This is a genomic window from Fibrobacter succinogenes subsp. succinogenes S85, from assembly GCF_000146505.1.
In the GTDB taxonomy this organism is placed as follows: domain Bacteria; phylum Fibrobacterota; class Fibrobacteria; order Fibrobacterales; family Fibrobacteraceae; genus Fibrobacter; species Fibrobacter succinogenes.
This window is the reverse complement of the sequence record NC_017448.1, coordinates 1,678,860-1,694,604: the sequence shown is the minus strand read 5'-3', so window position 1 is coordinate 1,694,604 and position 15,745 is coordinate 1,678,860. Positions and strand designations below refer to the sequence as shown.

The 15,745-nt window shown below is 49.8% G+C and carries 10 protein-coding genes; 8 read left to right on the top strand and 2 right to left on the bottom strand.

Going from position 1 to position 15,745, the window contains the following annotated elements:
* Positions 1–31: 31 nt before the first annotated feature.
* Positions 32–1,201 (bottom strand): GGDEF domain-containing protein, encoded by a 1,170-nt coding sequence (locus FSU_RS06930; protein WP_015731889.1) that lies wholly within the window; start codon positions 1,199–1,201, stop codon positions 32–34.
* A 158-nt stretch (positions 1,202–1,359) separates the two neighbouring features.
* Here FSU_RS06930 and FSU_RS06925 point away from each other — a divergent pair, with 158 nt between their 5' ends.
* The 4 genes from FSU_RS06925 (at position 1,360) to FSU_RS06910 (ending at position 5,977) form a co-directional block, all read left to right on the top strand.
* Positions 1,360–2,388 carry a vWA domain-containing protein gene (locus FSU_RS06925; RefSeq protein ID WP_014545746.1) on the top strand — a complete coding sequence of 343 codons (1,029 nt, stop codon included), beginning with the start codon at positions 1,360–1,362 and terminating at the stop codon, positions 2,386–2,388.
* A gap of 303 nt (positions 2,389–2,691) precedes the next feature.
* Positions 2,692–4,212: a M16 family metallopeptidase gene (locus tag FSU_RS06920; RefSeq protein WP_015731888.1), complete on the top strand. Its 1,521-nt coding sequence runs from the start codon at positions 2,692–2,694 to the stop codon at positions 4,210–4,212.
* A 19-nt stretch (positions 4,213–4,231) separates the two neighbouring features.
* On the top strand, positions 4,232–5,317 hold the full coding sequence (locus tag FSU_RS06915; RefSeq protein ID WP_015731887.1) for a hypothetical protein: 1,086 nt from the start codon (positions 4,232–4,234) through the stop codon (positions 5,315–5,317).
* Positions 5,318–5,320: 3 nt separating this feature from the next.
* Entirely contained in the window at positions 5,321–5,977 is a 657-nt protein-coding gene (locus FSU_RS06910; protein ID WP_015731886.1) for a TrmH family RNA methyltransferase, read from the top strand.
* Positions 5,978–5,987: 10 nt separating this feature from the next.
* Here the strand turns inward: FSU_RS06910 and rpoC are convergent, their stop codons facing one another.
* Complete coding sequence (gene rpoC / locus FSU_RS06905; protein ID WP_014545742.1) at positions 5,988–10,301, bottom strand: DNA-directed RNA polymerase subunit beta'; 4,314 nt, start codon at positions 10,299–10,301, stop codon at positions 5,988–5,990.
* A gap of 112 nt (positions 10,302–10,413) precedes the next feature.
* Between rpoC and FSU_RS06900 the strand changes: the two genes are divergently transcribed.
* From FSU_RS06900 to FSU_RS06885, 4 genes are read left to right on the top strand one after another with little or no spacing between them, the layout of a single operon-like run.
* Positions 10,414–11,334, top strand: coding sequence for an MlaD family protein (locus FSU_RS06900; RefSeq protein ID WP_014545741.1), 921 nt, complete (start codon positions 10,414–10,416; stop codon positions 11,332–11,334).
* Between the two features lie 7 nt (positions 11,335–11,341).
* On the top strand, positions 11,342–11,614 hold the full coding sequence (locus FSU_RS06895) for an HPr family phosphocarrier protein (RefSeq protein ID WP_014545740.1): 273 nt from the start codon (positions 11,342–11,344) through the stop codon (positions 11,612–11,614).
* Positions 11,586–13,424 (top strand): phosphoenolpyruvate--protein phosphotransferase, encoded by a 1,839-nt coding sequence (ptsP, locus tag FSU_RS06890; RefSeq protein WP_014545739.1) that lies wholly within the window; start codon positions 11,586–11,588, stop codon positions 13,422–13,424. The genes FSU_RS06895 and ptsP overlap by 29 nt, the downstream gene beginning before the upstream one ends.
* A 17-nt stretch (positions 13,425–13,441) precedes the next feature.
* Entirely contained in the window at positions 13,442–15,739 is a 2,298-nt protein-coding gene (locus tag FSU_RS06885; protein ID WP_041917830.1) for a lytic transglycosylase domain-containing protein, read from the top strand.
* Positions 15,740–15,745 lie beyond the last annotated feature (6 nt).

Here is a 15,745-nt window from a genome sequence, read left to right as displayed (position 1 = left end):
TTTCTAAGCTCTGCCAACTAAGTTCTGCCGACTAATCCTTCGGTGCCGGAGTTTCTGGCTTGTAGCAGTTCTTCTTGGCTTCGGCAAAGATTTGCGAAATATTGCTTGTAGAGATGTTTGAAATTTCAGCGTAATGCAGGCTGAATGAAATTTTCCATGTGGTCATGTCGGACTGCATGCTGTCGCGGTCGCATTCACGTACGAGCTTCTGGCAGAAAGATTCGATTTCTGAAACCTCGTCGCGTTCCATGACAATCGCAAACTGGTTGTCCCTTGTCCTTGCCAAAAACGCGTTTTGTCCTCTGCACTGGCGCTTGAAGAAAGATGCTAAGTCGGCGACGACGCGGTCGGACATTTCATAACCGAAGTTGCGCACAATATCCTTGAAAAAGTCAACTTCCATCACGAGAATGAACAGGCGCTTGCTCGGATCTTGGTGCTGTGTGATGTACTGGAGGTATTCGATCAGTCGGATCTTGTTGTTCACGCCGGTAAGTGGGTCAGACGTGATTCTGTACTTCAAGAGCGTGACGTAGACGTGCAGGAGTGTGAGCGCGAAAATCGGGTCGGTGAGCGGAATGTCTGGAACGAAGTACTGGATGATGCAGCTTCCGCTTGGCACAAGGGCTATAAATGAAAGGTAGAACGCTTCCTTGCGGTTTGTAGAATTCTTTTGCGTAATGGCATGCTGAATGCCAAGCACCATTGTCGCCAGAATGTATATGAAGTTCAGCCCGATGAGGAATGGCAGTAGGCGCCTGAATTGCAACGATGTGGTGTGGCAGTCGTTTGTAAAGCCGTAGATGCTGATGCCGATGCAGATGAAAATGCCGATAATGCTTGGTGTTGAAAAAAGCGGGAACAGGTGTTTGTACGAGTAGACGCTTTTGCGGATTCGTAGGAATATAAACGAGAACCACAGCTGGGCGAGGAGCAATGAAGAGCTCAAGCTCAGGGCGTACATGATGGCGTAAATGACGCAAATTTTCTGGTTGCTGGAATAGAGGTCGCTCTGGATATGCACCGAGTACAGCATCTTGGTCACCGTGCTTAACACGATGTAGATGATGGTATCGATGATGGTAAAACCGAGAATACGTTCTTCAAGGTGTCTGAGGATACTATCCTTGAACTGCAACAGTGTAATGAGCAATACTGTTATGCAGATGATGTTGATTTCTATTAAGCCTACGTAAGACATTCTCGCAACCTGAACCTTAGTAGGAAATATAACTATTTGCAAGCTTTTCGTATGAAGACTTTATGAAAAGAAATCAAAACCATTTTAAAAGTTTTTTTCCGCAGACTTTTGTATATTCTTGGTGCTTGTTGATACAAGATGTTTTATCGGAGTAGATAATGAGATTTGCCGAACCGAATTTTTTGTGGGGCCTTTTTACTCTGCCCTTGTTTGCACTTCTGTTTGTGTATGCTTACCATCGCCGTAAAAAACTGGCTGCCCGTTTTGTATCGCTCCCTATGCTTTCGAAACTTTCGACGAGCGTTTCTCCGTGGAGGCGCCTGACTAAAGTCTTGCTTTTGCTCCTCGCGATTGCATTCCTGTTTGTTGCACTAGCCCGTCCGCAGTGGGGCCGCAAGATGGAACACGTGGAACGCCGTGGCCAGGATCTTGTGCTGTTGCAGGATATTTCGCTTTCGATGCTTGCCGAAGATGTGAAGCCAAACCGTTTGGTGCGTAGTCGTCACGAGATTTCGGCTTTCCTTGAATCTCTGACGGGAGACCGCGTGGGTCTTGTGGCGTTCAGTGGTGAAGCTCAGGTCATGGTGCCTTTGACGCTTGATTACGGTACGGTGCAGATGGTGCTTCGTGAACTCAATCCGGGGTGGCTCATGCCGGGTACGAACCTCGAAAGCGCTATCCGCAAGGGTATGACTTTGTTCAAAAACTCCGGTGGTGCAAGCCAACATTCTGTGATGATTCTCATGAGCGATGGCGAAGAACTTGAAGCCGCAGCAGTCAATGCCGCTAAGGAAGCGGCTGAATTTGGCATCAAGATTTATACAATCGGTATCGGTTCCCGCGAAGGCGTGCCTATACCGCTCAAGGACAAGAACGGCGGTAGCGTCTACAAGAAGGATATGCAAGGCAACATCGTGACGACACGCCTTGAAGAAGGGACGCTTCAGGAAATTGCAAATGTGACGGGTGCGCTTTACTTTTACGCAAGTCCGGGCGAGTTCCAGCTGCAAAAGGTCTTGACCGAAATTGCAACGCTTGAAAAGAAGGACCAGAGCAGTGACCGCATGGAAAATTACCAGGACCGCTACCAGATTTTCCTCGGGCTTGCAGCCCTCCTGTTTTTGATTGAGGCTGTTATCTCGGAACGTGGCCGCCGCCGCAAACAGCTCAATGGTCGCTTTAGCTGATGGGGACCTAGCCACTATTAACTAACCACTGTTTACTAAAAAAGGCCCGGCGCGCTCGCGTCGGGTCTTTTTCATAGGAGGGATTGAAGAAGCCTTCCTGGTGGGGCTTGTGTCTCGACTGGAGAACTGTGCGGAAGCCGGAGGTAGGCTTACTACGCGTGTTGTGGCCACTAGGAAGGCTCAAGTATTAATATATGACTTATTTCGGTATGGGGACGAATAATCCGTAAATTTCATGGTCTATGTTGGAATGCTCCGACCTGGCTTATCTTTTTTTACCAGAAGTTTACTATTTTCTAATAGATGAAAACGAATTACAAGATTTATATCGCTCTAGGCGTGTCTTTGGTGGCCATGACATCATGCTCCATGATGCCAAAAAAGTCACCGCATGTGAAGCATGTGCCGGATATGTACGCTTCCGCTGTGGATAGTTCTAGTTCTGCAATGGGGGTGTCTAGCCAATTGCCCGAACATTATAGCAAGATTGAATTCCCTGAATATAAGTATGTCGCTCCGTACCCGAAGGATTTCCGTGTAGAAATTGCAGATGGAATTACGGGCTATATCGTCAGTGACAGTACGCTTCCGCTAGTGGATTTCTCGGTCTATTTTGAAGAAAGCCATTTGCCGCAGGTCCTGAAGGACGAAGCCGCTTTTGAAATGGTTGGTTCCATGATCCGTCGTGGTGCGGGTGGCGGTATTTCTCCGCATGTCCTTGAAGATTCCCTGGAATTCGTAAGTGCGTCCATTTCGACGAGCGTTGGCACGTACCTCTCGGCATTTGATATCAACTGCCTTTCTGCAAACTTCCCGTCGATGCTTGAACTCGCCAAAAAGGTGCTGACGGACCCGGCCTTTGACAAGAATCAGCTTGAAATCATGAAGGCGAATTACGTCACCGCTTATGAACGCCGCTATGAAACTCCTGCCAAGGTACTCTCGGCGCTCAAGGCCAAGGTGAACTACGCCCCGAATCCGAGACTCTGGGATGCCAATGCCGCTGAATACAAGGCTGTCACCGCTGCCGACGTGAAGCGCCTTGCAAAGGGCGTGTTCTCTTCGAAACGCATCGTCTTTGCGCTTGCCGGTGATGTCAACAAGGATTCTGCGGTAGTCGCGCTCAAGAAGTTCTTTGCGGACTGGAAGGTCGAATCACCGAAGGCCGAATCGCCGAAGCCAGCACCGCTTGCTTTTGCCCGCAAGCCCGGTGTGTACGTGGTCGACAAGGATATCACGCAGGCGAACATCACCATGAACCAGCCGTTTGTGAAGCGTCCGCATCCGGATTATTACCCGACTGCTGTCGCTAGCTTCATCCTGGGCGGTGGAAGCTTTAGTTCTAGACTTATGAACCGTGTCCGTAGTGACGAGGGCCTTGCCTATAGCGTCTATAGCACGGTGGGTAACGATTACCGCGACACGGCGATGACGACGATTGCTCTCCAGACAAAAGTGGAGACCGTGGACTTTGCCATGAAGCTCATTTTTGAGGAAGTGGAAAAGCTTGCGAAGAACGGCCCTACGGACGAAGAACTTGTGCAGGCCAAGAAGTCGCTTGTTGAAAGCTTGCCGAGTCTCTTTGATTCCCCGGCTGCAACCGCTTCCATTTTTGCAAGGGGTGAGCTCCTGGGCAAGTCGGATGACCATTATCTTGAGTATGTGAAGGAAATCAATGCTGTGACGGCGGAACAGGTGAAGACGATGATTGCGAAGTACTTTAGCCGCGAAAAGATGACGATTTCGATCGTTGGTCCTGTCGCTATGTTTGATTCGCTCAAGCCGTTCACTGTAATTCCTCTGGACAGCCTAGAGTTCCGTTAAATCTCAAAGGGAGGTGCTTATGCAGAGTAAGGGTTTGCGATTCTCTTTTTTGAGTGTTTGCATTGGCTTTGTGCTTGCTTTTGGCACGTCAATGTCTTACGCTACAAAGAGTGTCTCTTCGTCAGAAGTTTCCCGCCGGCAGCTTTTGATGAAAACGAAGAACAACGCCGATAACATGCGTTCGTTCTGCTCGGGAATGTATAAGTGCCTTGATATCAAGTACGAGGCCTGCACGGAAGCGGATTTGAAACCGTGGCCCAAGATTGAGTATGATAACGAGTTCTGTGGCCCGTACAAGGAAATTGTCAAGCGCGGTTTTTCGTTGGATGTCAATGCTCCGATGATGACGGACATCTTTATGCGACTTGGCCGCCAGTACAGGGCTATCTATTCTAGCGAGGGGACGCTCCCGCTTGAGGTCAACGAAATTTCGTACCTGTTCGATAACATGCCCTTTACTGCAGACCTGATTAACGCTTATCTGGAATCGGAATATACACTGGAATACAATAGCCTTAACCGCCGCTATTTCTCGGGCAGCAACGGTCATGGTCTTTCCGGTGACTTTTACTGGGCCTTGCAGGATAGCGCTGGTACAAAGACGATGCTTCGTAACATGTTCTTTGGGTACGGCTATGCGCAAATTTTGAAATGGTCCCTTAAGGGAACCGCTGTTGCCTATTTGGACATGGATCTTGTCGCCCCGCGAAAGCTTAAGTACAAACTTACTGCAGTTGTGTTCCCTGCAAACTCGGTGCTGAATTCTATCATGCAGCTGCGCGTCTTCAAGAGTGTTGTGAACTCGAAAATTGACGATGTCGTGAACGATATCAAGAAGGCTGCGTCAATGTACTATGGCGGAAACAGAAAACCGCTTAAGGAAAATGCCAAGTTGCAGACTCCCGAAAACAAGCGCCATATTGCAGAATATGATAAGGTGGTTGCCGGTGGCTCGTGGAAGCTGGGTGATGCCGAACGCCTTGACCGTTCAAGGATGGAACTTTCCAAGCCGAAGCCTGTGGTGAAGCCGGCTGAACCGAAAGAGAAAAAAGAGACTATTGAGTCCCCTGACTTCAGGGCAAATACTTATATAATAAAGGAATAAAAAATGAGTGAACCTAAGGATATGGAAACTTTGCTTGCACGTGTGACGGAACGCCGCCGTGAACTCTTGACGTCTGTGGTCAATCGCCGTACGCGTCATTTTTGCATGGTGCTCGAGGACCTGTTTGATCCGCACAACATTTCCGCCGTTATCCGTACTGCAGAAGTCTTTGGCCTCCAGGATGTTCACATCATTGAAGAAGACAACGCCTATAGCGTGAACAAGTCCATCTTGAAGGGCTCCTACAAGTGGATGAGCCTTTACCTGTACAAGAAGCGCATGCTCTGCATGGAAAAGCTCCGTGAAAAGGGCTACAAGATTGCGGTCGCCAGCACGAACACTACGAACTCTGTGCTCGACCTTGATTTGAGTCAGCCGATGGCTTTTTACTTGGGCAGTGAATTCCACGGGAACCATCCGGATACGCTTGCCCATGCAGACTATGAATTCAAGCTCCCGCAGTATGGCATTACGGAATCGATGAACGTTTCCGTTGCCGGTGGCGTGCTGATGACTTACCTTGACGTGTTCATGCAGAAGCAGGGCCGCGAAAAGTTCGCGCTCCCGCAGGCAGAACGCGATGCTTTGTTGCTTGACTGGCTTGATCGCCATGTGAACGGCATTGAGACAAACAGCCCTATCGTGAGGGTTGGGGAATAGTTAAAGACGATTACTCTTCCTCGTTAGAGGTGTCAATTTCGTTATCCTGCATCTGGATTTGGGTACTGGTTTCAGAATTTTCTGATACTGCATTCACAAAACTAGACACGGCATTCAGATAACGAGAGCGTTCTTCCATTTCGTCGGCATCGACATCAATTACTTGGGCGTCTCGCAGGTGGCGGGCGCCTGTTCCGCATGGAATTAGCCTGCCTATAATTACGTTTTCCTTAAGACCCATGAGCGGATCCACACGTCCTTCGATGGAGGCGCGGGTAAGGATTTTTTGGGTTTCCTGGAAGGATGCTGCAGAAATGAAGCTGTCCGTTGCCAAGGATGCCTTAGTGATGCCAAGGAGCATCGGTTGATATGTCGCTATGGCTTTACCAAGAGCGATTAGGCGATCGTTTTCGGTACGGAGACTGTCCTTGGTAATTTCTTCACCCGGCAGGAAGTCGGAATCACCCGAATCAGTAATACGAACCTTGCGCATCATTTGACGAACGACGCATTCGATGTGCTTGTCTGCAATAGCCACACCTTGTAGGCGGTAAACCGCTTGAACTTCATTTACCAAGTGGAGCTCTGCTTGCTCGGGACCGAGAATATCGAGGATGTCGTGTGGGTCCACGCAGCCTTCGCTAATCTTCTGACCTGCACGGACGCGATCGCCTTCGTTGACTATTAGATGGATACCAAGCGGAACAAACATTTTCATTTCGTAGCCATTCATCTGCTGAATAACAATTTCTTGGTAGTTGCGTACTTCGTTACCGTACTTGACGAGACCGTCAACCGGTGCGATGAATGCCTTGTTTCTTGGGACTCGCGCTTCGAAGATTTCTGCGATTCGCGGAAGACCGCCGGTAATATCGCGGGTCTTACCTGCAGCACGCGGAAGCTTTGCGATAACCTGACCGGAGGCAACCTTGTCACCCTGCTTCACGGCGGGGATTGCACCATCAGGCAACATGAAGTAGCCAACCTTTTCGCCACGGTCATCATTGATGATAATGGCTGGATGCAATTTGTTCTTACCGTGCTGCTTGTCCACCATGTTGAAGAAAACGACATTGCCGGCAACGTTCGTGATAATCGGGCTGTTGTACGGATCCCATTCGAACATGCAGTCGCCCTTCTTGACGATAGCGTTGTTTCCAACGTGCATGATAGAGCCATACGGAATCTGGTAACGGCCCTTGTTAATGCCGGTGTTGTCAAAGATGACGAGTTCGCCCATACGGGAAACCACGATTTTCTGGCCTTCGTGTTCAATGGTTTCGATCTGTTCAAGCTTAATGCGGCCATCAACGATAGCCTTCTTGCAATTTTCAACGGTCAAAGGAGAATGTACACCACCAATGTGGAAGGTGCGAAGCGTAAGACGCGTACCCGGTTCGCCGATGGAGTGTGCTGCAAGCACGCCCACGGCTTCACCGAGGTCAACCGGACGACCGGAAGAAAGCATGCGCCCATAGCACTTGGCACACACGCCGTTGCGGGATTCACAGGTGAGTACGGAACGCATCCTGATGTGCTCAAAACCTGCTGCAGAAATTTTCGGAAGGTCGCGTTCGTTCACGAGTTCGCCTGCCTTGACAATCACTTCGCCTGTGACTGGATGCTTGATGTCATCGACCGGTGCGCGACCGAGAAGACGTTCTTCAAGAGGAATGACTGTATCGTCCCCGTCCTTGAGTGCGGATACTTCAATACCGTTCGCCGTACCGCAGTCTTTCTCGGTAATCACGAGATCCAGGCCCACGTCCACAAGACGGCGTGTTAGGTAACCTGCATCAGCCGTCTTTAGAGCGGTGTCGGCCAACCCCTTGCGTGCTCCATGAGATGAAATGAAGTATTCCATTTCGTTCAAGCCTTCTCGGTAACAGGACTTAATCGGGTTTTCAATAACTTCCTGACCACCGAGTTGCTTGATCGGCTTTTGCGTCAATCCTCGCATTGCGGCTAACTGCTTGATGTACTCACGGTTACCACGAGCACCGGAGTCGGCCATCATATAAAGCGGGTTGAAGCCATTGCGGTCGTGAGAGAGCGAGTCCCACTGCTTGGCTGCAACGTTGGACGTCGTCTTGGACCACACGTCAATTGTCTGGTTATAACGTTCACCGTCAGTAATGACACCGTCTTCGTAAAGGGCGCGAATCTTTCTGATTTCTTTGGTGGCGGCATTGAGCAATTCCTGCTTTTCCTTCGGAATTAGGATGTCGGCTACTGCGATGGAAGTGCCTGCTTTTGTGGCCCACTTGAAACCGATTGCCTTGAGGTTGTTGAGATAATCGACGGTCACTCGGTTGCCTGCACGATGATAGAGATTATCAATGGAATTTGTGATAAATTCTTTGTTAAGGGTTTCATTGATGTAGCCAAGTGCAGGCGGGACAATATCATTAAAGATGATACGGCCGACGGTTGTTTTGATGATGCAGTCTTCTTCAAGGATGATGTCTTTTTCAACGGATCCCTTGTAAATTTTTTGACCCGCTTTTAGTTTAAGATAAATATTGGCGTTCAAATCCACGGCACCGTTTTCGTAAGCGCTGATGGCTTCGGCCGGGGCATAAAAGTGCATGCCTTCACCCTTGCGGTTGGGACGTGGCTTGGTTAGGTAGTACAGGCCAAGTACCATATCCTGTTTTGGCACCGTAATCGGCTGACCAGAAGATGGGTGAAGGATGTTGTTCGAAGAAAGCATCAACACGCGGCATTCAAGCTGTGCTTCAAAAGAAAGCGGGAGATGCACCGCCATCTGGTCGCCGTCAAAGTCTGTATTGAAAGCCGGACAGACCAATGGGTGGAGGTGAATCGCGTTACCTTCGATGAGCTTCGGATAGAAGGCCTGGATACCCAAGCGGTGAAGCGTCGGAGCGCGGTTCAACATGACCGGGTGGTCTTCAATAATCTGTTCAAGAATGTCCCAGACTTCAGGACGATTTGCGTCAACGTATTTTTTAGCAGACTTGTGCGTGTAGACAATGCCTTCTTCTTCCAAGCGCTGGATGATGAACGGCTTGTAAAGTTCAAGTGCCATGCGTTTGGGGAGGCCGCATTGGTCTAGGCGGAGTTCTGGATCCACGACAATCACGGAACGGCCGGAATAGTCAACACGCTTACCGAGCAAGTTCATACGGAAGCGACCCTGCTTACCCTTGAGGAGTTCAGCGAGGCTCTTGAGCGGACGTGCAGAACCAGCACGAACGGTGCGGCGGTCGCTATCGAACAGCTGGTCGACAGCTTCCTGGAGCATACGCTTTTCGTTGCAGAGAATCACGTTAGGGGTACGGATGTCAATCAACTTTTTCAAGCGGTTGTTGCGGTTGATGACACGGCGATAGAGTTCGTTCAAGTCGGAGGTGGCAAAGCGGCCACCTTCAAGCGGTACGAGCGGACGCAGGTCCGGCGGAAGCACCGGAATCACGTCGAGAATCATCCAAGATGGTTGGTTTGCAAAGAGACGGGCCTCAGTCGGATACTTGTGACGGAATTCTTCGTAGGCGTCGGCAAGCACAAAGTCGGAGTGCTTGGCTTCGTAGTCAACCTTGAATTCGGCAACAGCTTCGGCAAGACCCTTGAGCCAAATTTTGTCTCTGTCTCGCTTTTGTGCTGCTTCTGGGTTATTGTAGTAAGTGCGGAAGCTTTCCATCTGGGATTTACGGAATGCCTCAACGACCTTGAGGCGATTTACGGCTTCGTCTTGCTTGGTCTTGGACTTGGAAGTAGCCTGCAAGCGGAGTTCTTCGGAGAGCTTGGTCAAGTCAAGGCTATCCAAGAGCTGTTTGATTGCTGCTGCACCCATCTTAGCTACGAATTCACGGCCTTCGTCAATGAGGTTTTGCTTTTCTTCTTCGTCAATCAAGGAGTTCTTTTCGAGGTTGGTTGTTCCCGGATCAATCACCACGTACTTTTCGTAGTAGATGATATGGTCGAGGTCCTTGGTATTGAGGTTGAGGAGGGCTCCGATGACGCACGGCTGGTTGCGGACAAACCAGGTATGAGCAAGAGAACACACGAGTTCAATATGGCCCATGCGTTCGCGACGGACCTTGGAGTGAGTCACTTCAACACCGCAACGGTCGCAGACGACGCCCTTGTAGCGGATGCGCTTGTACTTGCCGCAGTTGCATTCCCAGTTCTTGATCGGTCCAAAGATCTTTTCGCAGAAAAGACCATCCTTTTCAGGCTTGAAGGAACGGTAGTTAATCGTTTCCGGCTTTGTCACTTCGCCATAGGACCAGAAACGGATTTGCTCCGGGGAGGCGAGATGAATAGAAATGCCGCCTTCTTGGCTCATCGGTTCTTCTATCATAAGGTGTTAAAACGCTCGTTATAGTTTTTCTTTGTTATCCTTGTCAAAAATAGCCTAATACAAGTCATTCATAACTCAGGACTTAATTAAAATATGCTAGATTAGTTTTAGAATGAAAAAGAATACCGCTTTATACTTCTCCGTCGGACTTGTCGTTCTTTTAGCCATTTTCATCTTGATATTTGGCATGTTCTTTTTGAACGAGAAGGATCTGCGTGAAACTTTCGATGTGTATCACTTGCGCTTTACGCAGGTGAGTACGCTAGTTTTGGATGACCCGGTCAAAATCAATGGCGTGAAGCTAGGCCGCGTGGAGTCTATTGAGCTTTCTGGCCACCGCGTCGTGGTGACGGTCAGGCTCAAGTCCAACGTGAAAATCCCGAAGGATTCCGAAATCCGCGTGCAGAACATCGGCATCATGGGCGAACGCCAGATTGGCATGATCCTCGGTGATGCTGAAGAATACTACGTGCCGGGCGATACCATCACGGGCCAGTTCGATGCGGGCATTGCCGAAGCGCTTGGCCTTGCGGGTGAAGTTTGCGATTCCACGAAGGTCTTGCTTGAAGCGGTAAAGACGGCTTTGAACGGAACGATTGCAAATCCGGAATTCCAGGACCGATTCAAGACTCTCCTCGTGAAGGCTGAGAATCTTGAAGACCGCCTGATGTCGCTTGTGACGACGACTGATCCGCAGCTCAAGAAGAGCCTTGCGAACCTGAACAAGGTGACGGTCAAGGTGAACGAGCTCGTCGATGGCGTCAAGGAACCGATCAATGGGCTCTTTGCCGGAACGGATAAGGTTATGGGTAACGCAAACCAGCTGATTTCTGACCTGGAAGGCGTGACTAAGCATTTGGATGGGCTGATTGCCAAGGTGCAGGCCAAGATGGATTCGAAGGACAATACTGTCGGTATTTTGTTAAACGACAGACAGCTTCATGACGACTTGGTCAAGACAGTGCATTCTGCTGATAGCCTGTTCAAGATCATCCTGCAGGATGGCCTTGACATTAACGTGGATTTCTTCTGAGGAATTGATGATTACAAAGATATTTACTGTTTCCAACAAACTGGGCATTCACGCCCGTCCCGCCGGTATGATTGTTGATATCACGGGCCAGGCAAAAAGTGATGTGTCTATCGTGTTTGAAGGTTCAAAGGCCAATGCGAAGAGCATCCTTAACGTGATGATGCTTGCTATCCCTGCCGGTTCCGAAGTCAAGTTCGAAATCGATGGTGATGATGAGGAGCTTGTCGTTCAGCAGTTGGAAAAGCTTTTTGATGACCACTTCAACGAAGAACCCTGCTGATTTTGTAGCTAAAGCTCCCGACGAGGCTTCCCGGAAATCTTCTAGGATAGAGCTTGTCGGTGTGCCGTCTTCCCCTGGCTTTGCCATGGGAACGGTTTTTCCTGTTGCAAACCGTGAATTTTCCGTGGTTGATGAGACTCTCCCTGAGAGCCGCCTTGCTGCAGAAGAACAGATGTTCCTGAAGGCTATTAGCAAGACCTCCAAGGAAATCGCCCAGATTAAGGAAATCTCGGAAACCAGGGCTGGCATCAAGGACAGCCTGATTTTTGCAACGCACCTGATGATCTTGCAGGATCCGGGACTCGTGAATGGAGTTCTCGACAAGATCAGGAAAAAGCACAAGAACGCGAAGTGGGCGGTACATGTTGTATTTAGCGCCTACATTGAAAAGTTTGAAAAGATTGATTCGCCCGCCATGCGTGACAAGGCGGCAGACCTCAGGGACTTGTATAACCGCTTGATGTCTGCGATGGATGACTCCGGACCGGTATTGGAGGACGTGTCTCACGAAGATGGCGTTGTCCTCGTGGCCCATGAGTTTGTTCCAAGCTTCTTGATGACGCTCAAGCCCGGACAAGTGAACGCTATCGTGATGGATACGGGTGGCCGTACGAGCCATGTCGCTATTTTGTCCAGAGCGTTGCAGATCCCGGCGGTATCGGGCCTTAGGAATGTAGCTGCCCTCGTCAAGAGTGGCGATACGATTATTGTCGATGGTGCCGATGGTAAGGTCATCATCAACCCGAACGAAGAAGATATCCGCAAGTTCCACGATCGTCAGGAAATGTTCGAACGCCAGCGCCGTGAACTTTTCACGATGCGTCAGCTGGAACCGATGACCCGTGATGGCAAGTACATTGTGCTACACGCAAACATCGAAATCCCGACGGAAGCAGACAAGGTAACAGACTTTGGCGCTACGGGTATCGGTCTTTACCGTTCGGAATTCCTGTTCTTCAGAAAGGGTACTCCGACAGAAAAGGAACAGGAGAGCGCTTACAGGCATATTCTCGAGAAGATGGACCCGTATCCGGTTGTCATCCGTACGCTTGATGCGGGGGGTGATAAGCTTGTTTCGGGAGTCTCTGCGGTGAACGAATCGAACCCGTTTATGGGTTGGCGTTCTATCCGCGTGTGCCTTGACCGCGAAGATATTTTCATCACGCAGCTGCGTGCGCTGTTGCTTGCAAATACGAAGGGCAACTTGCGCATTTTGCTCCCGATGATTTCTAGCATGACGGAGCTTCGCCGTGCTAAGGCTTGCATTGCGAAAGCCCGCAAGCAGCTTGAGGATGAAGGGCATAAGCTCCCGGTCGTTAAGATCGGCTCGATGATTGAAGTCCCTGCTGCAGTGATGATTGTGGATAAACTTGCTAAGGAAGTGGATTTCTTTAGCCTGGGTACAAACGACTTGATACAGTTTACGCTTGCCGTTGACCGTACGAACGAACTTATTACCGACATGTTCCAGCCGCACCATCCGGCCGTGCTCAGCATGATTTACCAGACTGTGGTCGCTGCGCACCGTGAAGGAATTCCGGTGGCTGTTTGCGGTGAAATGTGTACGGACCCGATGAGCGTGCTTTTGCTGGTTGGACTTGGTGTTGATGAACTTTCGATGACTCCGTGGAGCGTAATGACCACGAAGAAGATTATCCGTTCTATCAACTTTGAAGACGTTCGTGATGCTGCTTTGACTGTCTTGCAAATGGATGATGCCGAGAGTGTAAATGAGTTTTTGCATAAAAAGTATGCTCAAACCATCATGGAACTTGGTATATCTGGATTTGTGGGACAGGTCGAAAAATAAAAACAGTTGGTTTGGCGATGAAATTATTTTATTCTTTATTGTTTGCTTGCACAGCCGCCTTGTATGCTCAGGTGGATGGCTCTGTATATTCCACGTACAAGTCTCCGTTTGCGGAACAGGAAATGATTGCTCCGGACCAGTTCCAGGATGCCGTAATCCGTGCCGCCCGTGCGAAGAAGACAATGAACGATATTGCAGTTTCGCAGAACCATCGTGATTTTGCTCGCGCCGCCTATTACTATTACAGTGGCCAGTGGGATAGCGCCTATGCCGCTTACAATTCCTTGCGCAAGCGTGAACCTGAATTGCAGGGAACGGTAATCCTTCGCATGGCAAAGGCGAATTTTAAGCAGGAACAGTTTGCGAAGATGCGCGAGACGCTTCGCCTGGAAAAGAGCCTGGAAAATGACAGGGCCTGGCGCGATGCGGCTGACCGCCTGAGAATCGAGGCTGCGATGGCGGATTATTCGCTGAACGATGTTGCTCGTGCGGATTCGCTGATGGTCTATCTGAATGGTAACCCGGACGGCGATGATGTGGACCCGTTGAAGTACCGCTATGCCCGCTATTTGGAAGATTCTTACCAGCTCAGGCAGGCTAAGCGCATGTACATGAAGCTTTTGACGAGCCGTACATCGTACAAGGATTCTGCTTATGCTTCTGTACGCCGCCTGAGGGAAGTCTTTGGCACTCCGGAATCGCTTGCCGAAAAAGTCGCCTATGCGAAGATGGCTTGCACGAAGGACGAGATGAAGAGCTGCCTTGAATTGCTTGATTCCATCCAGATTATGGATGCCCAGCAGGCCCAGAAGAATCCCGCTTCGGTTGTGGTGCTCGATGACCCGGCTTATGCTCGTTTGAAAAAGAGTACGCTTGACTTGAATACGCGAATTGTCCTGTGGGAAAAACGTGCGGCAGCGCTCCGTTCGCTGAACCGCAATGAAGATGCTATTGAACAGTATCGCAATCTGATTGAAAATGTGGAACCGCGCCCGTCGTGGATTCAGGCTATCCTCAAGCTTTACCGCAAGGAAGCGGCAGGGCTGTTTGACGAAGAAATCCACATGTATGATTCGCTTTTGCAGGATGTGAGCCAGTTCAGCACCGAAAATGCCAACAACCTCTGGCTGCGCGGTTTTGAATTTGAGCAGAAGCTCATGTACGACAAAGCGATTGACTGCTACAAGAAACTCATCCATAAGCGATTCAAAAGCAATCTGAAACGCCAGTGGGCGAGATTCCGCATTGGCTACTGCTATTTCAAGCGTGGCATGTGGGTTGAAGCGGCTGCATACTTCCGCGATGCGACAAAGGATCCGTTCCTCTGGAGTGGAAGCGCCTCTAGAATGTTCCTTGGCGATACGTACATGAAGATGGGGGAGGATTCCTTGGCACGTGAAGCGTATCTTGATTGCATCAAGGATTTCCCGCTTTCGTACTATGCTCATCGCAGCCGCACCAAGCTTTTGGAAAAACGCTTGCTGCCGGAAGACAAGATTCCGTATGCTCATGGCGTGGCGATGTCCCATGCGGCGACGATGGACTGGATCCGTTCTGTGAACAAGCTCGGAAAGCCGGATGCCTCGTACAGCAAGGAACGTTACGAACGCATCAAGAAGCTTTTCCTGTACGGCTTTGAAGAAGAGGCGTTTAGGCTCTATGACGAAATCAAGAAGAAGAATTTCAAGCGAATGGATTTCTTGTACGAATACGGAAAGCTGTTCTATGAAATGGGCGAAACAGCTGCCGGTTACAGGCTTGCTCGCCAGTTCCAGGCGAAGATGGATAGGCGCTTGTTCTTGGCACCGCCGATTGACGTGTTGCATTACTTGTTCCCGGTTCCGTATGCAGACCCGGTTGTTTACCACTCGGGTACGAGTATCGATCCGTTCTTTGTGTATAGCGTGATGCGTCAGGAATCTATTTTCGATTTCCAGATTACATCGCCCGCGGGCGCCTGCGGCCTTTTGCAGATTATGCCTGCGACGGGCAAGATGCTTGCTGACAAGGAAGAAATTTCGGGCTTTAATCCGAAGCGCCTGTACAATGCCTACATGAATATCCGCCTGGGTATCCGCTATTTGGTGGACCTCAAGGACGAATACAAGAACGACTACATGTACGTGCTTTGCAATTACAATGCGGAACCGAAGCCGACGAGACGCTGGCAGTCCGAAAGCGATGGCCTCCCGTGGGATTTGCGTGTTGAGGAAATCAGCTACTGGGAAACCCGCGACTACGTCAAGCGCGTCATGGGAAATTACTGGATCTACAAAGAAATTTATGATAATTCGAAAGTAGGAAGTAAGAATTAATTATAA